10 protein-coding genes and 1 tRNA gene are annotated in these 19,285 nt (G+C 71.1%); 4 read left to right on the forward strand and 7 right to left on the reverse strand.

What is annotated here, in order from left to right:
• Positions 1-31: 31 nt before the first annotated feature.
• Together P3T41_RS16410 and P3T41_RS16415 are read right to left on the reverse strand one after the other, a co-directional pair.
• A complete protein-coding gene (locus P3T41_RS16410; protein ID WP_280690590.1) occupies positions 32-5,479 on the reverse strand; it encodes a type I polyketide synthase in 5,448 nt (1,815 codons plus the stop codon).
• Complete coding sequence (locus P3T41_RS16415) at positions 5,476-10,560, reverse strand: amino acid adenylation domain-containing protein (protein WP_348533662.1); 5,085 nt, start codon at positions 10,558-10,560, stop codon at positions 5,476-5,478. The genes P3T41_RS16410 and P3T41_RS16415 overlap by 4 nt, the downstream gene beginning before the upstream one ends.
• 373 nt (positions 10,561-10,933) lie before the next feature.
• Here P3T41_RS16415 and P3T41_RS16420 point away from each other — a divergent pair, with 373 nt between their 5' ends.
• Positions 10,934-11,701 carry an alpha/beta fold hydrolase gene (locus P3T41_RS16420; RefSeq protein ID WP_280690592.1) on the forward strand — a complete coding sequence of 256 codons (768 nt, stop codon included), beginning with the start codon at positions 10,934-10,936 and terminating at the stop codon, positions 11,699-11,701.
• 168 nt (positions 11,702-11,869) lie between these two features.
• On the opposite strand, the gene P3T41_RS16425 is transcribed toward P3T41_RS16420, so the two are convergent.
• Entirely contained in the window at positions 11,870-13,687 is a 1,818-nt protein-coding gene (locus P3T41_RS16425; protein ID WP_280690593.1) for a non-ribosomal peptide synthetase, read from the reverse strand.
• A gap of 145 nt (positions 13,688-13,832) precedes the next feature.
• Here P3T41_RS16425 and P3T41_RS16430 point away from each other — a divergent pair, with 145 nt between their 5' ends.
• The 3 genes from P3T41_RS16430 to P3T41_RS16440 all read left to right on the forward strand — a co-directional run bounded on the left by P3T41_RS16430 (position 13,833) and on the right by P3T41_RS16440 (position 15,452).
• Positions 13,833-14,645, forward strand: a complete 813-nt coding sequence (locus P3T41_RS16430; protein ID WP_280690594.1) for an alpha/beta hydrolase — start codon at positions 13,833-13,835, stop codon at positions 14,643-14,645.
• Positions 14,646-14,914: 269 nt separating this feature from the next.
• Positions 14,915-15,118, forward strand: a complete 204-nt coding sequence (locus P3T41_RS16435) for a hypothetical protein (protein ID WP_280690595.1) — start codon at positions 14,915-14,917, stop codon at positions 15,116-15,118.
• A 127-nt stretch (positions 15,119-15,245) separates the two neighbouring features.
• Complete coding sequence (locus P3T41_RS16440; RefSeq protein WP_280690596.1) at positions 15,246-15,452, forward strand: hypothetical protein; 207 nt, start codon at positions 15,246-15,248, stop codon at positions 15,450-15,452.
• A gap of 350 nt (positions 15,453-15,802) precedes the next feature.
• Here the strand turns inward: P3T41_RS16440 and P3T41_RS16445 are convergent.
• The 4 genes from P3T41_RS16445 to P3T41_RS16460 form a co-directional block, all read right to left on the reverse strand.
• Positions 15,803-15,876: transfer RNA gene (locus P3T41_RS16445), tRNA-Pro, on the reverse strand.
• A gap of 166 nt (positions 15,877-16,042) precedes the next feature.
• A complete protein-coding gene (locus P3T41_RS16450; protein ID WP_280690636.1) occupies positions 16,043-17,296 on the reverse strand; it encodes an MFS transporter in 1,254 nt (417 codons plus the stop codon).
• Positions 17,297-17,456: 160 nt separating this feature from the next.
• On the reverse strand, positions 17,457-18,245 hold the full coding sequence (locus P3T41_RS16455; RefSeq protein WP_280690597.1) for a DUF1684 domain-containing protein: 789 nt from the start codon (positions 18,243-18,245) through the stop codon (positions 17,457-17,459).
• 62 nt (positions 18,246-18,307) lie between these two features.
• On the reverse strand, positions 18,308-19,171 hold the full coding sequence (locus tag P3T41_RS16460; RefSeq protein ID WP_280690598.1) for an acyl-CoA thioesterase II: 864 nt from the start codon (positions 19,169-19,171) through the stop codon (positions 18,308-18,310).
• Positions 19,172-19,285 lie beyond the last annotated feature (114 nt).

A 19,285-nucleotide genomic window follows, 5' to 3' on the forward strand; every position in this document is an offset into this window, starting at 1 on the left:
GATCCGCCCGGAGCACCCAGGTCTGCCACGGTCAGCCCGCGCCCAGTGAACGGAGTTCCTCGGCCAGGGCGCCGAGCGTCGGGTATTCGAACAACACGGCGATGCTGAGGTCGATGCGATACCTGGCCCTGATCCGGGTGATCAGGTCCACCGCGGTGAGCGAGTTGCCGCCGAGGGTGAAGAAGTCGTCCCCCGGCCCGATGTCCGGGATTCCCAGCGCGTCGGTCCACAGCTCTCGCATGGTGTCCACCGTCGACTGCTCCGCCGCCTGCGGCAACGCCTCCGGAGTCAGAGTCGGCACCGGTGTCGGCACCGCGGCGGCCCGGTGCTCCGGGGTCGCGGCGGGCACGGGCAACGCTTCGACGGCCGGCCGGGCGACCACGGGAACCCGACGCGCGTCCGCGGAGAGCACCGGTACGCCGTCCCGGAACCGTGCCACCGCGACCTGTCGCGGCGTCCTGGCACCGATCAGCTCAAGCAGCAGCCCGACCCCGGTCTCGGGATCGATACCGGTCTGACCGGACGTGGCGTCAGCCTCCGGCCTGCCGGGAGCCCGCGGCTCGTCCACCTCCGCGACCGGGGTGTCCCCCACGACGAACCCGTCCTCCACCCGTCGCATGGCGAAGCCCTCGATCTCGACCAGCAATCGCCCGTCGGGCGCCACTACATCGATGTCGGCCACGATCAGGCCGTCGGCGCCGCTGCCACGACGGATGTGGCTGTAGATCCGGGCGGGCAGCCGGTCGTACACCACGACCGACCGGTACATGAACGGCAGGTGCGGGGCATCGCGCTCCGGGTCGCGAGCGAAGGCGGTGGCGTTGTCCAGCAGCGCGGGGTGCAGTTCGTGTTCGGTTGCCTCGGCCGCGAACGCCTCCGGCAGGTCCAGCCGCACCAGTATCTCGCCGGGATCCGCCGGGCCGGATCCGACCTCCGTGACATTGCTCCAGCGAGGGCCGAACTCGACCAGTCGGCGCTCCGGTTCCCCTCGCTCCCGGCGGTCGGACAGGGAGACCCGCAGGGTGTCCAGGTCCAGCTGACGAGCGGTGCCCGCTGCGCTCTCCACCCTGCCGGTCGCGTGCACCTGCACGTCACCGACGGCCCGGGTGCCGGCGAACGAACGCACCACGAACTGCCATACGTCGTCGCCCGGCGTGAACGCGATCTCCATCGTCCGGGAGTCATGCACCACCAGCGGTGTCCGGAAGACCACCTCGGTCAGCCGGACGGGCGTGGCCGCTCCGTCGAGCACCTGGGCCCGGAAGGCGCGGACCACGAAGTCGAGGTGGCCGGTCCCCGGCAGCACCGCCTCACCGTTGATCCGGTGCTCGTCCAGCATCGGGCACTCGCTCGGGGTCAGCGCGGCCCGCCACACCGGCCCCGCCACCGCCGCGGTCGCCTCTGTCTGCTTCGCGAGACCGGGCACGGCCATCCCGACCGAATTCCAGGCAGGCCAGTTGATGGTCAGGGCACGGCGGGCGAACGGCAGCTGCGTCGCGGCAAAGGCATCGAGGAAGCAGTTCGCGGCAGCGTAGTCCCCGCTCCCGCGCAGACCCCGGAGTGCGGCCGTACTCGAAAAGGCCACGAAGAAGTCGAGACTCGGCCGGTCGGCGAACGCCTCGGCCAGTGCGAGGGAGCCGAGCACCTTCGGCGCGAGCACCGCTTCGGCCTGCTGCCGCGTGCGGAACTGCATCATCCCGTCGCCCGCCACACCGGCGAGGTGCAACACCCCGGCGATCGGGCCGCGCCGGCCGGTGGCCTCGGCCAGCGCCGCGCGCAGGGCCGCCGGGTCGCTCAGGTCCGCGGTGACGATCCGGTACGAGGCCCCCAGCTCCTCGATCTCCTCCAGCCCCGCACGCAGCCGGGTGGTCCGCTCGTCCGCTCCGTCCGGCACCCGGTGCGGCTCCTCGACCTCGGCGAGTCCGGTCCTGCCCAGCAGCAGCAGGTGCGGGCGCAGGCCCGTTCGGGCGATCCCCTTGGCCACCTCCAGGCCCAGCCCACCGAGTCCACCCGTGATCAGGTAGCTGCCGCCGGGCCGGAACGCCGTGGCCGTACCGCTCTCGGGCACGAACTGCTGCTCACTCCTGACCCACCGCCGGTCACCGCGCAGGGCCACCACCTCGTGGGACGACCAGTCGGCGAGTTCGTCGGTCAGGTCCTCCTCCGGGACTCCGCGGCCCAGGTCGATCAACTTGCACGCGGTGCCGGGCTCTTCGACGGCAAGAGTCCGGACCAGTCCGTGCAGGGTCGCCTTGACCGCATCGACCTGCTCGCCCCCGGAGACATCCACCGACCGGTCGGTGAGGACCAGCAGTCCGGGAACCGGGTTCCCCGCCGCCCGCCGCGCGCCCTGCTGGACGAAGGCCAGCACGCTGTGGAAGGAACGCTCCGTCTGGCCGGGGGCGTTCGCCACGGTGGGGGGCGCCCACGCGCCGAGCGTGGCAGCGTGCACGACCAGGCGCGGATAGCTGCCGCGCCGCGCGAGCGCGGTGAACACGCGCTCGATGTCCTCGGTGCTGTCACGGCGGATACGGAAGCCCACAGCGGTCTCCCGGTACGCCTCGCCCGGGGTGACCGGAATGACCCGAAGACCGGCTCGCTGCAGTGCTGCGGCCACCTCGCCGGCCGAGGACCGGTCCTCGGGCAGGAGCGCCAGCGCTGTGGTCGCGCCGCCCCGCGCCGATCCGGACCCGCGCGGCTGTTCGGTCCACGAGAGCGTGTAGAACGGCAGCGGCCGCGCCTCGTGCTCGGGCTCCTCCCGCCCGGCCTCCTCATGGCCGACAACGGCGTTGACGACCGCCGCCGCAGCTGCCTCGGTGCTCCCGCTGCTCTCGGCGGGCGTTTCGACCCAGTGGCGCGTGCGCTGGTACGGGTAGCCCGGCACCACCGTACGGCGCCACGTCTCCTGCTGTGCCATCCTCGCCCAGTCGAGCGGGTGGCCCTCGGTCCACAGCACTGCCGCCGCCGCGAGCAGCGACTCCCAGTCGCCGCGCGCCGCCCCCGGGTGCGGCAGGCTCGCCACCACCGCGCTGCGTCCCTGCGTGACCTCGCGGTGCGGCTTGGCCAGGCCGGCGAGGGCCTGCTGGGGCCCCACCTCCAGCAGCAGCTGCGGCCCCTCGGCGAGCATGCCGTCCAGGGCCCGGCCGAACCAGACGGGGGTGGTGAGCTGGTCTGCCCAGAAGTCGGGGTCGACGGCCTGGGCCTCGGTCAGGAGGCCGCCGCTCGCTGCGGAGTACAACGGGATCTCCGGCGCCCGGAGAACGATCCCCTCGAAGGACCGCCGGAACTCCTCGGCCGCCGGTGCCATGGCCTCGCTGTGGAAGGCGTGCGAGGTACGCACGCTCTTCGTGCGGATCCCCCGCTCGGCCAGCAGCCGGGCGAAATCGTCCAGGGCAGCCTTCGGTCCGGCTACCACGGTCTGCCGGGGCCCGTTGACCACCGCGACACCGATCGCGGGCGGCAGGAGGTCCTCGATCTCCGTCGGCGCGGCTGACACCGCGAGCATCGCACCGGCCGGCATCGCCGCCATGGCACCGGCCCGAGCCGCCACCAGCCGTGCGGCGTCGGCGAGTTCGAACACCCCGGCCACGGTGGCCGCGGTGAGCTCACCGATGCTGTGACCCAGCAACCGTTCGGGGCGCACTCCCCAGGACTGCCACATCCGGCTCAGCGCCCACTCGACCGCGAACAGCAACGGCTGGGCGAGCTCGGTCCTCTGGAGTTCCTCATCCTCCGTGGCCTCGCGCCAGGCACTCCCGGCAGCGGCACCAGCCTCGTCCAGCAGGGCCAGGCACTCGTCGAACGACTGGGTGAACACCCGGTCGACTCCGTGGAGTCCGGCCGCCATGGCGGCGTGCTGCGAGCCCTGGCCGGGGAAGAGGAAGGCGACCGGGCGGGGCTCCTCGGCGGACCCGGTGACGACGGCCGGGGCGCCCGGTACTCCGCGCAGCGCGGCCGCCGACTCCGCGGCGCTCGACGCCACCACGGCCGACCGGACCACCTCGGCCTTCCGGCCGTGCTGCATCGTGAGGACGGTGTCGGCGAACAGCTCCTCTCCGGCGCCGGCGAGGTGGGCTGCCAGCCTGCTCCGGTACTCCTGTTCGGCCTGCGGTGTCCGGCCCGACCAGACGACCAGACGCGGGCGGTGGTCGGTTTCCGCGGAGTCCCGCAGCGGGGCCTCCTCCAGCACCATGTGCACATTGGTGCCGCCGATTCCGAGTGAATGGACCGCCGAGCGACGCGGCTTCCCGTCGGCACGCTCCCACTTCTGCAGCGTGTCGTTCACGAAGAACGGCGACCGGTCGAACTCGGCCTTGGGGTTGGGCTCGCTGAAGTTGATACTGGCCGGGATCCGCTCGTTCTCCAGCGCCAGCACCATCTTGATGAGGGCCGCCGAACCCGCCGCGTGACCGAGGTGTCCGATGTTGCCCTTGACCGAGGAGAGCGCGATGCTCCCTGGCGTCATGTGGCCGTCCGCGAGGGACCGGTAGGCGTCGTTGAGTGCCGCCACCTCGATCAGGTCGCCCAGTGGGGTACCCGTGCCGTGGGACTCCACGTAGGAGATGTCGGACGGCTCGACTCCGGCCATCAGCATCGCCTCGCTGATCACGGCGGACTGGCCGGCCATGCTGGGGGCACTGAAGCCGATCTTGTCCGAGCCGTCGTTGTTCACCGCGGAGCTGCGGATGACCGCTCGGATATTGTCACCGTCCGCCAGCGCGTCGCTCAGCCGCTTCAGCGCGACGACACCGACGCCGCTGCCAAAGATGGTGCCGTCCGCATCCCGGTCGAAGGGCCGCACTCGGCCCTCCTTGCTCAACGGGCTGCCCGGGGCCCACCAGTGTCCGTGCCCGAGGGGGAACTCGACGTCCGCCCCGCCGGCCAGGGCGATCTCACACTCGCCGTTGCGCAGGGCCTGAACAGCCAGGTGGGTTGCGACCAGCGAGCTGGAGCAGGCGGTCTGCACAGTGAAGCTGGGCCCCTGGAAACCGAACTTGTAGGACACCAGGGTCGCTACGTAGTCGGTGTTGTTGAGCACCGCGAGCGAGATGCCGGAGGCACTGCGCAGCGCGCTCTCGGTCTTGCCCTCCAGCGCGCCGTAGCGGTTCGCCCCGCCCGAGGCGAAGACGCCGACGTCGGTGACCGTTCCCGGCGCGTACCCCGCGTTCTCGAACGCGGCGTGCGCGGTCTCCAGGAGCAGGCGCATCTGCGGGTGGCACAGCTGTGCCTCACGCGGTGTCAGACCGAAGAACGCGGCATCGAACTTGTCCACGTCCGGTGCCAGTGCGACGGCCTTGACGTAGTCCGGATCGGCGAGGACCTCGTGCGAGACACCGAGAGCCAACAGTTCGTCGTCCGAGGGACGATGAACCGACTCCCTTCCCTCGCACAGGTTCCGCCAGTACTGGTCGACATCGCCGGCGCCGGGGAAACGCCCGGCTATCCCGATGATCGCAATGGGTTCGGCGTACTCGCTCATGCATGCTCCTGGTGACTGCGGTAGAGCTGGCTACGGATGCTCCGGCGGCTTTCTGCGGCACGGACGGCGGTCTGGTTCGGCCGGGGCCGCCGCCCGGTCCGTCGCGATGAGGCGGTAGCGGCGCCGGACAGGTGGGCGGCCAGAGACCGCAGAGTGGTGTGGGTGAACAGGTCGGTCACGGCGATCTGGTCGTCGAACTCCTCGACCAGCCGAGCGTGCAGCCGCAGCACGGCCATCGAGTTGAGCCCGGCGTCGAAGAAGTTCTCGTCCGGGCCGAGGTCGCGATCGATGAAGCACTTGATGTACTCGCTCAGCCGGGCCACGGTCACGTTGTCGATCACTGCCGTCCGCACGCCTGGGGCGGCGCTCGGCCCGACCGGCGGCCGACCGGCGGCCTTGTGGTTGCCGTCCCGAGCGAGGCGTTCGACGACCCTGACCGTGGCGGGCACGGCCGCCTTCGGCAGCCTGGCGGCGAGGTGGGCCCGCAGTTCGGCGGGCTCCGGGGCCGCACCCGGCACTGGTGTGACGTACAGCGTCAGTGTCTCGCCGCCGACCGTCTCGGCCAGGGCCGCGGCGGCCTCGCGGACGCCAGAGTGCCGCAGGGCGACGGCCTCGACCTCTTCCAAGGTCACGCGCAACCCGTGGATCAGGACCTGGCGGTCGGATCGGCCCGCGAGATGGATCCGGCCTGACGGATCGAGCCGGCCGAGGTCGCCGGTGCGGAACGCCGCGGGCCGCGAGCTGTCCGAACCGGAGACGAACCGGTCCTGTCGTTCGGCACCGTCGAGGTAGCCGTCCGCAACCTGACCACCGCACACGATCAGCTCACCGAGCTGCCCGACGCCGCACGGCCGGCCACCGGCGTCGACGACGGCCAGTTCCGTACCGGGAACCGCCCTACCGATCGGCAACGTGGCGTCCGCCGGCAGCGGCTCGTCCGCGACACGGGTCCACGCCGCGATCTGGGGGGTCTCCGTCGCACCGTAGGCGTTCACCAGCGTTGCTCCGGTCACCGTGCGCAGTCTGCCGGCCAACCCCCCGCGGAGCGGTGCACCACCGGTGACCACCAGCCGAAGGGCCGTCAGGCGCTCGCCGTGGCGCTCCTCGCCGCCGGCCAGCACCAGTTCGAGGAGCGCGGGCGTTGTGTGCAGGACAGTGATCCGCTGCCGAAGCAGGAAGTCGAACAGTCTCGCCGGAGTGCTGTACACGTCGTCCGGGGGAACCACCAGGGTGCCACCGCTGAGCAGCGGCGCCAGGACGTCCCTCAGCAGCGGGTCGTGCCCGAGCCCGGCCAGCAGGGGGACCCGGTCCTCAGGGGTGAACTCGAACTCGCCCAGGTACCAGTCCATCGCGGTTCGCAGCGGACCGGGTGGGACCACGACTCCAGCGGGCCGGCCGGTGGTTCCCGAGGTGAACAGCACATGACTGGCCCCCGGCAGCGAGCGCGGATCCTCGACGCCGTCGGAGAGCACGGGGGCGGCGGAGTCCATCGGCACCGTCAGGGTGTGGGACGGTCGCAGCTGCCGACGGCAGTCGTCCAACCGTCCGCCGGGAAGCGTTCCGTCCACCAGTGCCGCGACCGCTCCCGTTCGCCAGACGGCCAGCAGCGCCACCGCCAGGCGCGGCAGGCGTGCGGTGCGCAGTTCCACGACGGAACCGGTCCCGCAACCGGCCGAGGCGAGCCGGTCGGCCAACTCGGCCACCTCGCGCTCCAGCTGGCCGTAGGTCATGGCCGCACCGTCCGGCATGGCGATCGCCACCCGGTCCGCCTGCCGTGCGGCCGTTTCCATGACCTGTGCGACCACCGGCCGGCCGGGAACGGAGCGCTGCGGGGCTTGGTGCCGGCGAACCGCCAGGTCGGTCATCCGCCCGGTCCGCAGGTCGAGCGCGTCCAGCTGGGAGGCCGGATCCTCGATCACCTGGTCCAGCACCGCCAGGCACTGGTCGACCAGCTCGTCGGCCACGGCGGACGCCACCCGGTCGACGGCCCGCACCAGGTCGATCCGGTATCCGCCGTCACCCGCGACGTCGCGCCGCAGGTAGAAGTTCAGGTCGAACAGGGCAGGTGTCCAGGGGGTCTCGTACTCCTCGACAGACAGGCCGGGCAGGGACGGAGCAGGCGCCGACTGGCTGAGGTCGTTCAGCCAGACCTGGAAGAGCGGGTTGCCGGTGGGCTGGGTGGGCACACCCAGCGCCTCGACGACGGCGTCGAAGGCCGGCCTGTGGTGCTGCAGGCCCTCGACCTGCCGCTGCCTCGCATGAGCGAGCAGCGCGGTGAAATCCCGGTGGTCCCGCACGTCGACCCGGATCGGCAGGCTGTCCACGAGGAATCCGACGAGTTGCTCTTCCTCGACGGTCCGCCGTCGCGACGCCGCCATGCCGAGCACGACGCTGTGCTGCCCGGACCAGGCTGACAGGACGACACTCACACAGGCCAGCAGAAGGGTCGCCGGGGTGACCGCGGCTCGCGCGGCGAGTTCGCGCATCTTCTGGCTGCGGTCCGCTCCGAGCGAGCGGCGGTGCGCCTCCCCTGCCGTGTCCGGCGGACCTTCCGACGGCCGCTGGAAAGGCAGTCGAAGTTCGCGGGGCGCCTCCGACAGGCGCTCCCGCCAGTGGTCCAGGTCGGCCTGCCACCGCGGCGAGCCGACCTCGCAGGCTTCGCGCTCGGCATGGCCGGCGTGGCTCGGTGCCGGTTCGAAGACGGGCCGAACTCCCCGCAGCGCCGCCGCATAGGCGGTGGCGAGGTCCGCGAGGACGATCTCGGTGGTCCGCTGGTCGGCGATGACGTGGTGCAGGGAGAGGACGAAGCAGCTCTCCCCGCCCGCCAGGGAACGGAACAGGCCAGCCCGGAGCAGGGGTGCTCGATCGAGCGCGATCGGGTCGCGCACCAACTCGTCCGTGAACCGTTCGATGGACCTGTCGGTCAGTGCCTGCACGGCCGTCCGCTCCACCAGGGTGGGCGCTGCGCTCACGTCGTACCGCCAGCTCGGCTCCTCGCTGCCGACCACCCTTGCGCGCAGCGCGTCATGCCGGTCGACGACCGCGGCGAGAGCCGCTTGCAGTGCGGTCACCGAGACCTCGCCGCGCAGCCGGAGCACGGAGAGCACGTGGTAGGCGGAGGAGTCGGGGTGCAGCTTGCTCCACAACCAGAGCCGGCGCTGCCCGGGAGCCAGCGGCGAGGACCCGCTCCTGCGGTCCGGCGCGTCCGACTGGGCCCGCACCGCGGTCGAAGGCGCGCACGGGACGGCATCGGCTGCCTCCACGAACGCCTCCAGCTCCTTCAGCGACGCGTTCTCGTCGAGTAGCAGCCGCAGCGGGACCTCGACCCCGAGGTGCTCCAGACACCATCCGGCCAGCCGTGCCGCGAGCAGCGAATGGCCGCCGAGACTGACGAAGCCCTCGGTGTCGCCTTCCGTGCCCTCGGGCCGGGCCACCAGGTCCCACCAGGTGCCGGCCAGGTCCGAGGTGTCCGCGGCCCCGGGCATCCGCGAGGGCGCTCGGTGTCGGCCGAGCACCTCCCGCAGTCGGCGCCGGTCGGCCTTGCCGCTGTGTCCCAGCGGGATCGCGTCGAGCCACGTGACGCCGGAGGGCACGTAGGCCGACGGCAACCGCTCGCTCAGGTAGGACCGCAACTGCGACTCGGTCGGCTCGCGATCCGCGAACGCCGGGCGTGCCGTCACCGCCGCCAGCAGCCGGGACTCGCCGGGCTCCCGCCCCTCCACCACCACCGCGACGGCATGGCCGACCGCCGGGTGCCCGCCCAGGACCTGTTCCACCTCGCCCAACTCGACCCGCACTCCGCGGATCTTGACCTGGTCATCGGCCCGGCCGAGGTATTCGAGGCCGCCCTCGACCTCACGGACCAGATCCCCGGTCCGATAGCAGGTGGCGCCCCCGACACGCCGGAAAGCCGCTGCGGTGGCGTCGGGCCGGTTGACGTACTCCCGGGCGACCGGGACACCGCCGATCCACAGTTCACCGACGTCGCCGGCCGCGACCGGCTTCCGCTCGCCGTCCAGGACGTGGAGCACGCAGTTGTCGATCGGCCTGCCGATCAGCACCCGGTCCCCGACCTCCAGGGTCCTGGGCACCGGCCAGTACGTGACGTCGATGGCGGCTTCGGTGGGTCCGTAGAGGTTGTGCAACTCGGCGTCGAACACCTGGTGGAAGCGGACCGCCACGGCCGCCGGCAGAGCCTCCCCGCTGCAGAACACGCGACGCAGTGATGCGCCGTCGCGGCCACTGGCGCTCTGGAGGAACACCGCCAGCATGGAAGGGACGAAGTGACAGGTCGTCACCTGGTACCTCCGCACGAAGCGCATGACCAGGGCCGGATCGCGGTGGTCGCCCTCGGGCATGAAGAGGCACTGGGCTCCTGCGATCAGCGGCCAGAACAGCTCCCAACCTGACACGTCGAACGTGCACGGGGTCTTCTGCAGAACGACGTCGTCCTCGGCGAGACCGTAGTGGCGGTCCATCCACACCAGGCGGTTGCACAGTGCGGCACTGCCCAGCAGCACGCCCTTCGGCGCGCCGGTCGAGCCCGAGGTGAACAGGACGTACACCGGGTCGTCCGGCGCGACCTTGCGAAGTGGCCGCAAGGCGTCGTGCTGCGGCGCCCCGGGAAGCGGTACCAGCGGGAGACCGGTCAACGCCTCACAGAGGTCCGCGGAATCCGCCACCACGGCCAGCGGTCGCGCGTCGGCGACCATCGACGCCACTCGGGTGCCCGGCTCCTCCAGGGACACCGGCAGGTACCAGCAACCGGCCTTGAGAATGCCGAGGAAGGCGACCAGCACATCGACGCTCCTGGCCAGTCGGACCACGACAGCGCCCCGACGTCCTCCCGTGGCCGCCTCGACCGCGACCGCGAACGCGTCGCTGAGCAGGTCGAGTTCCCGATAGGTCAACTGACGATTGACATCCCGGCAGGCAACGGCCTGCGGAGAGCGGAGGGTACTCTCCCTCACCAGGCCGGGCAGGCCCCGATCGTAGGAGTGGACGATCACCGGCCCGCTGAGTACAGGACGCGGCCCTCGCGTATCGGCTGCATGGTTCACTCGTTCGCCCTTCCGGGTCACCGATGGTCTGCTCGGCGCTCAGCCGCTGCTCCGGCATGACATCGCTACGGCCCGGTACGGGACATCGCCTTCAACGGACGGCCCGGGCGACGCCGACCGGACCACGGCAGAGCGCGGCAGGAATGAGCGCGGTCAGGCGCATCGGAGTTCTTCGCTGATTATGCGCTTTCCTGGGATTGCGGCACTGACCCTCATCAGCATGGGGACTCGGTCCACCGCCGGACCATTGAACCGCCATCATCTCCCCATATGCGGGCTTTCCAGGCCGTCGGCACTGCCATCCGAGGCCCCTGCTGCCTTACTGTGCATTTGTCGCCGATCGGCGAGCGAGAATAGTACGGCTGCCCTGGAGCCGTGGAATCAGGAGGAGCCCATGCGATCACGATCCTCGTCGAAATGGCTCACGCTTCCCGTCGAGCGACCGCAGGCCCGTGTCCGGTTGTACTGCTTGCCGCACGCCGGCGGTGGGGCGTCGACCTACTGGCCGTGGGCCCGCGCGGTCGCCGACTTCATCGAGGTCTGCCCGGTCCAACTGCCGGGCCGTGAGTCGCGTTTCGACGAGTCGGCGCTCGGGTCAGCCGACGAGATAGCCGATGCCCTGCTCGACCGGATCGTCGAGAGCGACGACCGGCCCTATGCCCTTTTCGGTCACAGCATGGGCGCCGCAGTGGCCTTCCAGGTCGCCAGGAATGCCGCCCGCCGCGGGCGCCCGGGCCCGATCCACCTCTTCGTGTCGGCATTCCATTCGCCCACGCTGCCCTACCGGCGCACCGCGGTCTCGACACTCCCTGACCGCGAGCTGATCCACTCGCTGTCCAGCTACGGCGGAATTCCGAAAGCACTCCTGGAGGCCCAGGAGTACTTGCAACTGCTGCTGCCCGCCATTCGCCAGGACTTCTCCGTGGTCGAGTCGCTTCCCATCGCAGCGGCCCGTTCGCTCGACTGCCCGGTCACCGTGTTCGGTGGCGCCGACGACGAATACGTGACGCCCGAGGAACTGGCGACCTGGAGGGAGACGACCTCCGGCCACTGCACCGTGCACGTCCTTCCCGGCGGGCATTTCTATCTCCGGGATTCCGCGGAGACCGTCCTCGCGAAGCTGGCCGATGACACGGCCCTGCAGCTGGAGCTCAGTCGCTGAGCGTGCTCCTCCAGGCCCACCGGGGCGGCCGTCCCTCGACAGGCCGTCACGGACACGTCGAAGCTCCGGTCGGACGAGGCGACTTGAGAAAGGTCGCCCCGTTCGACCAGAGCTTCGACGTGCCGTCAGCAGCGCACGGGGACGACACGCCGTGAAGCCGGAGCCGACTCAGCCGGCCGTCCCCGGGTTCTCGGCCGGGTGGCCCGGGTCGTCGGCGAGCGCGGTGTCGATTGCGGCAGCAAGATCTTCGAGGACCGGGTTGTCCAGGATGCACCGGAAGCCGACGGAGGCGCCGAGGTCCTGCTGTACCCGCCGCACGATGTTGAACGCCGAGAGCGAGTTCCCGCCCAGGGTGAAGAAGTCGTCGCTCGCACTGACCATGGTCACGCCCAGCAGCTCGCACCACAGGTCGGCCAGGAAGCGCTGCGTTCCCGGCCGGGTCGGGGCGGGGGCCGGCTGCCCGCGCTCGGCATGGCTGGCCAGCTCGATCAGCGCGGCACGGTCGCGCTTGCCGTGGTCGTTCACCGGAATCGCCGGAATCCTCACGAACCGGGACGGAACCATGTAGTCGGGAAGTTCCTCGGCGGCGAGGAAGCGCAGGTCTTCGGAGCACAAGGCGTCTTCGTGGACCACGAAGGCGATGAGGTGCCGGGCATCGCCTTCACCGGCCGACAGCACCGCGACGTCCGTCACGCGCGGGTGTCGCTGGAGCAGGCGCTCGACCTCCCCCGGCTCGACCCGGTAGCCGCGCACCTTGACCTGATCGTCCACCCGGCCGACGAATTCGAGGTTGCCGTCAGGTCGTTGTCGGACGAGATCACCGGTGGCGTACATCCGGTATCCACCACTCGTGGCCTGGTCGGGCCGGAACTTCTCCTTGGTGAGCTCCGCGTTGTTGGCGTAGCCACGCGCGACTCCGAGCCCCGAGACGTGCAGTTCGCCGACCTCACCGGGCCTGACGGGGCGCTGCTCGTCGTCGAGGACGTGGGCCGCCGCGCCGGCCAGCGGACGGCCGATGGGGACGGTCGTGTCGCCCGGGTCCACGTGGTCCACCCGATGGAACACGCAGGCGGTGGTCGCCTCCGAGGGGCCGTAGAGGTTGAACAGCGAGCCGGAGAAGCCGCTCTCCAGCAGGGCCCGGCAGGAGGCCGGGGAGAGGACGTCGCCGCCGGTGTGCAGGATGCGCAGGGAAGAGAACGATGTCGGGTCCTCCCGCATCATCGTGTTGGCGAAGGCGGTCGGCACCAGCAGCACGCTGATGCGCTGTCGGCGCAGCTCCGCTCCCAGCCCGGTGGCCAGGAGATCGGCGGCGGGAGGCAGAACGACGATCTCGGCGCCCTGCGCCAGGCTGCACCACACCTCGAAGTGGAAGGCGTCGAAGGACACGTTGGAGATCTGCCCGACACGTTCTCCCGCCAGCGGAGCGGGAAGGGCCGGATTCCTGGCGAACGAAACGAGGTTGCGGTGTTCGAGCACGATCGCCTTGGGCGTGCCGGACGAGCCCGAGGTGAAGAGCACGCTGGCAGCGGAGCCTGGTTCGGCGGGCGAGGACGCGGGCGGTGCCGCCATGCCCGGAGCCGTCCACTCAAGGATCTCCGCATCGAGTCCGGCCGGCAGCCGGTCGGCACCGGCGGAATCGGTCAGCACGGCCTTGGCGCCGCTCTCCCGCAGCATCAGGTCGCGCCGGGAGTCCGGGTACCCGGTGTCCACGGCCACATAGGCGGCTCCTGACTTCAGGATTCCCAGCAGCCCGACGACCAGGTCCGCCGAGCGGGGGAGGTACAGGACCACCCGGTCCTCGGATCCCAGCCCGCGGCCCTGCAGCAGGTCGGCCACCGCGTCGGACCGCTCGTCCAGGTCGCGGTAGGTCAGGGTCTGTCGCCGGTCGCTGACAGCGGCCAGGTCCTGGTGGTGCGTCACCGTCTCGCGGAACAGTTCCACGAGAGTGCCGCTGCTGAACCCCGGGTCGTAGAGAAGCTCCGTCATGCCTACGTACTCTGTCGAACCAGGCGCATCGCATTGCCATCGATCTGGCATTCGCTGCGCACGATGGCCGGCGGTTCGGCCGGCGTTGGCCTGTGCACCGGATCATCACCTGCGCATGCGCTCGGACGGCCGCTAGGGTGAGTCCATGGGACACGAAGCTGTTCACGTGACGGTGTGGAACGACTCGGGATCGGACGCGCCCCGGGTGCTGCTGGTGCACGGCACGATGACCTGGGGGACGGACTGCTTCGCTGCCCAGCGTCCGCTGGCCGATGCCTTCCGGCTCGACGTCATGGACCGGCGCGGCTTCGGGGACAGTCCTGACATCGAGCGCAGCGACTACGAGGTGGACGCTGACGACGTCGTCGAGCTGCTGGGCGCGAGCGCTCACCTGGTCGGGTACTCCTATGGCGGCGTCGTCGCGATGATCGCCGCTGCGCGCAAGCCCGAGGCGGTCCGTTCGTTGGCGCTGATCGAGCCGTCGGCCCTCCGGGTGGCGGAGGAACACCCGGTCGTGGCCGCCGCGTTGGACCGGCTCCGGGCGACCGTCGGCGCGGAGCGCGAGCCGGTGAGCCCGGAGGACTACCTGCGGATGTCGACCGAGCCGTACGGACTGCCCTGCCCGGAGCTCACCCCGCGCAGGATCCGGGCCACACGGACGTCGATGGATGAACGGCCCTGCTGGGACGCGCAGATCACGCTCGCGCCGCTGGCCGCAGCGACCTGGCCGAAGCTCGTGGTCAACGGCACCTGGGAGACCGCCGCACAGCCCTACCGGGAGTTCGTGGGCGACGCCATCGCGGCCACTGGCCAGTTCATCGCGGAGCGGATCGGAGCCGACGCGGTGCGGGTCGCCGGTACGGACCACTACCCGCACCAGGACCGCCATCAGGTGGTGAACGAGTTGCTCAGGGAGTTCTGGACGCAAGGGCGTTCCAAGACCCCGGTGATCATGTGAGTCCGCAGGTCGTCGAGGCGGTGTGACTAGTGCGGGTCAGGCCGTCACGGACCTCCGTGGTCCGGTAGATGACCTTCCCCTCATAGTGTAGAGGCCATCGCCGGGCCGTCCACGACGTCGCCCACCAACTGGTCGATTGGGCCGAACAGCGCTACCCCCGGCTCGACTTCGACCGGCACGCCGTCCGGGGGGGCACCGAGGAACTCGCCCGCTTCGCCCGCAACCACGCATCGTGGAGCGCCGCCGGCATCAGCGCCGAGGACCTGCTGGTGAGCGTCGCCGACAAGGTCTGGAAGGGCAAGCGCGTCACCGATCTCGAACAACTAATGATCGAGCGCCTCGCCGAGGCTGGCCACCAACAGCCCTGGGAAGCGTTCGTGGCACTCGACGATGTTCTCGACCACATCGCGCAAGACGCCGAACGCAGGCTGGCCTTCCAAGCTGAGCACCCAGTCGCTCCCGGCATGGGATGAGCGCCCAACGCACTGACGCATGCCGCATACCTGCAACCTCTCCGCCAGCCTGATTGGGATCCACACCAGGGGCCGAGGGTGCCAGGTGAAGACCGTCGGGAGCGACTGACCTCGCCGTCCTGGCGGGGTGCCGATCCGGGCGACGCATCGTCTGGCGACGGGCGGAATGCGTCCCACCGCGAACATCTACAGCCACCTGACCTGGGAAGTGGCGATGGCCGCGGTCCACACCATCGAAGCCAGGCTCTGCCTCGTCGAAGCCCGCGCGCGCGGCGTTGACGTCCTCGCCCTCAGCGGCCCGGCACCGAACCCTCTCTTCAGCCACGCCGCCTGACGGCGCTACAGCCACGTCCCACGCCAGGGGTCACAGAACACCGGGCAGCCGGTCCACAGCTGACGTCCACTCAAGCAACCGCCCACAAACGGATGCCGCGGGTCTCACAGGCATGCCCGCCCACAGAAAAATCAACGTCACTCCGACGCCGAACCGCGTCCGAACGGCCTGTCAGCTGCGCTCAACTCGCCAGCGAAGGAGGACCCAGCCACCCTGAGACGCTCCCGAGTGCAGGTAGTGCCCTCCGGAGCGCGACGTGAACGAGCGTTCACGACCACACTGCGACCACCAACCACGAAGGCCGTCTCCGCCATCCAGCGGAAACGGCCTCTGACCTGCAGTGATGCAAGTCGGGACGACAGGATTTGAACCTGCGACCCCTTGACCCCCAGTCAAGTGCGCTACCAAGCTGCGCCACGTCCCGTGGTCTCGCTGCCGCGCCCTCGGGCTTGGCTTCTCGACCTTGTCCCCGGTGTCCCGGCGACGTGGAAAACAATACAGCACGGCGGGGGGTGCTCGCTGCCAGCTTTCCGTGCAGGTCACGTGGCTGGTGCCGGTGCTGGTGGGGGGGCGGTGAGGGCGGTCGCCGCTCACGGGGTGGGGTGGCGGGCGTCGTAGCGGAGGAAGGTGGGGCGACGGGCTGCGAGGAGGAGGATGGCGGCGACGCAGGCGAGGCCGCCGGAGATCACCGAGATGGTGGGGGTGGTGAGGGCGGCTACGGTGCCGGATTCGAAGTCGCCCAGGCGGGGGCCGCCGGCGACGACCACGATGAAGATGCCCTGGAGCCGGCCACGCATCTCGTCGGGGGCGGCGACCTGCATCATCGTGTTGCGGAAGATCATGCTGACCGTGTCGGCGCAGCCGGCGACGGCGAGCAGGGCGAGGCCCAGCCAGAGGTGGCCCGAGGTGAGGCCGAAGGCGGCGATGGACAGGCCCCAGGCGGTGACGGCGGCGAGGACGGCCACGCCGTGCCGGTGCACCCGGGCGATCCAGCCGGAGAAGAGGGCGCCGGTGAGCGCGCCGACCGCCGGGGCGGCGACGAGCAGGCCGACGGTGCCGGCGTGGCCGCCGTAGAAGCCGACCGCGAGCGCCGGGAAGAGCGAGCGCGGCAGGCCGAAGATCATCGCGGCCAGGTCGGCCAGGAAGCTGGTGCGCAGGTTGGGCTGCTCGCGCAGGAAGCGCAGGCCGTCCAGCACGGAGGCGCGTCGGCCGGGCTGGACGGCCTGCGCGCCTCCCGGGCGCATCGCCGGCAGCCGCCACATCGCGTACAGGGTGGCGGTGAAGGCGACGGTGTCGACCAGGTACGCGGCCTGGCTGCCGTAGGCGCCGATCAGCAGGCCGCCCAGCATCGGGCCGACCGTCATGCCCAGGTTCATGCTGACCGTGGCGAGCGCGTTGGCAGCGGGCAACTGCTCGGCGGGGAGCAGGCGCGGGATCATCGAAGAGCGGGCCGGCGAGGAGACGGCGAAGAACGCGCCTTGCAGCGCCACCGCTATATAGAGCAGAGCGACCTGGCGCAGGCCGAGCAGCGCCTGGGCGGCCAGCAGGGCGGAGACGGCGGCCAGGCCGGCGGAGCCGAGCAGGCCGAGCTTTCGGCGGTCCACGGTGTCGGCGATCGCGCCGCCGTACAGGCCGAAGGCGACCAGCGGGATCAGCGAGCACAGGCCCACCGCGCCGGTGGCGAAGGTGGAGCCGGTGAGGGCGTAGACCTGGACCGAGACCGCGACGGCGGTCATCTGCTGGCCGATCGAGGAGACGGACTGGCCGAACCAGATCCGCCGGTAGTCGGCGCTCGCGCGCAGCGGGGTGAGGTCGGCGACGGCACCGCGGAGCAGGCGGCGCAGCCGGGTGGACGAGCCGTCCGGCGGGGCGGCGCAGGGCTCGGTCTCCGGTGGGGAAGGGGAACGGGAAGAGGAAGAGGTGGGATGATTGGTCGACACAGCGACCTATCGTCGCCCCCGCTCCCCCGCGCATCGGAGGCGGGGTGGCCCGGGTCGCCCGCGCTCAGCCCCGCAGCACCGCCTTCTCCCCGGCCCGGACCGCGATCGGCAGCCGGTTGCCGGGCGGCGGGAACGGGCAGATGAAGTGCTCCGCGAAGGCGCACGGCGGCAGGTACGCGCGGTTCAGGTCCAGCACCGTGCGGCCGTCGGCGGCCGGTGCGGGCAGGGTGATGAAGCGGAAGCGGTAGGTGTCCTGCCCGCTGCTCGCGTCGGCGATCACACCGCTCAGCCGGTCCGCGGCCCGGCTCACGGTCAGCGTGTACGGCTCGCCGGCCAGGTGGAAGGCGATCTCGCCGGCGACGGCGAGCGGGCGGTCGCGGCCGTCGGCGCTCGGGACGGTCACCGCACGGTCGCCGGTCTCGAAGGGGGTGAAGACGGCCGGCACGGACCACTCGGGCGCGTAGGGGTAGCTGGCGATTGCGGCGAAGTGCGCGCGGCCCTCGGAGTCGGGGTCGAAGACGCGCAGCGCGAACTCGCCGTCACGCTCGATCGGGACCAGCAGCTTGTCCCCGTGCCGCACCACCTCGGCGTCGTCGTGCGTGTCGGGGCGCAGCACCAGCTCGCCGGTCACCGGCTGCTCGGCCGCACCGGCCCGCAGCCCCTCGCCGGCGGTGGCAACCACCCGTACACCCGCCCCGGCCACTGACCAGCGGCCGGGGACGCCGGGTATCTCGACCGGCTCGGCGTCGAGCCAATGGGTGCCGATGAGCGCGAGCATGCCGTGCGGGGCGCTCACGGACGCCGTGCGGGCCTCGGTCCAGCGCTGCCAATCCTCGGCGTCGGTCGTCGTCATGAGCCGCTCTCCTCGAATGCTCGACTGCTCGACTACCCGTAGCAGGTACGGATGGGACTCTGTCAGCTCTCCCGCAGCGGCCGGAAGAGCCCCTCCTGCACCACCGACACGACCAACTGCCCGCTCCGGTCGAAGATCTGACCGCGCGCCAGGCCTCGGGCGCCGTGCGCGATCGGCGACTCCTGCTGGTACAGCAGCCACTCGTCGGCACGGAACGGACGGTGGAACCACATCGCGTGGTCGAGCGAGGCCATGTCGAAGTTGCGCCGGCCCCAGAGCGGCTCGACGGGGGCCCGGACCGAGTCCAGCAGGGTCATGTCACTGGCGTAGGTCAGTGCGCAGACGTGGATCAGCGGGTCGTCCGGCAGGGAGCCGTTGGTGCGCAGCCAGACGCCGCTGCGCGGCTGCACGCCGGCCAGCTCCTCCTGGGTCCAGCGCAGCCGCTCGACGTAGCGGATGTCGAACGGCTGGCGGCGGCTGATGAACGGCGGCAGCTCGCCGAGCCGGGCGCCGACCTCCTCCAGGGCACTGGGCAGCTCTTCGGGACCGGGGACGGCGGGCATCGTCTCCTGGTGCTCGATGCCGCCGGGCTCGGCGACGTGGAAGTCGGCGGTCAGCGCGAAGATGCTTCGGCCCTGCTGGATGCCGAGGACCCGGCGCGTGGTGAACGAACGGCCGTCCCGGATCCGGTCGACCTGGTAGACGATCGGGACGCCGGGAACGCCGGGGCGTAGGAAGTACGCGTGCAGCGAGTGCACCGCGCGGTCGGCCGCGACGGTACGGCCCGCGGCGACCAGCGCCTGGCCGGCCACCTGCCCGCCGAAGGTCCGCTGCAGCGACTCCTCAGGGCTGCGGCCCCGGAAGATGTTGAGCTCGATCTGCTCGAGATCCAGCAGGTCGACTAGCTGGTCGACTGGCGTTCCCATGGTGTGCGTCCTCTCCAACGGGCACGCCGGAGGGGCCGGCGGCATACCGCTGCTGTCTAGCTGGAAGTCTGCTGGCCGCTCGGGAATTCCCACCGGTCGGCGCCGCTGACGGTA

Source organism: Kitasatospora sp. GAS204B, from assembly GCF_029892155.1.
In the GTDB taxonomy this organism is placed as follows: domain Bacteria; phylum Actinomycetota; class Actinomycetes; order Streptomycetales; family Streptomycetaceae; genus Kitasatospora.

Excerpts from the sequence above, each read along its gene's own strand:
- P3T41_RS16410 (WP_280690590.1), bottom strand. The coding sequence starts at position 5,479 with ATGAGCGAGTACGCCGAACCCATTGCGATCATCGGGATAGCCGGGCGT.
- P3T41_RS16420 (WP_280690592.1), top strand. The coding sequence starts at position 10,934 with ATGCGATCACGATCCTCGTCGAAATGGCTCACGCTTCCCGTCGAGCGA.
- P3T41_RS16425 (WP_280690593.1), bottom strand. The coding sequence starts at position 13,687 with ATGACGGAGCTTCTCTACGACCCGGGGTTCAGCAGCGGCACTCTCGTG.
- P3T41_RS16430 (WP_280690594.1), top strand. The coding sequence starts at position 13,833 with ATGGGACACGAAGCTGTTCACGTGACGGTGTGGAACGACTCGGGATCG.
- P3T41_RS16455 (WP_280690597.1), bottom strand. The coding sequence starts at position 18,245 with ATGACGACGACCGACGCCGAGGATTGGCAGCGCTGGACCGAGGCCCGC.
- P3T41_RS16460 (WP_280690598.1), bottom strand. The coding sequence starts at position 19,171 with ATGGGAACGCCAGTCGACCAGCTAGTCGACCTGCTGGATCTCGAGCAG.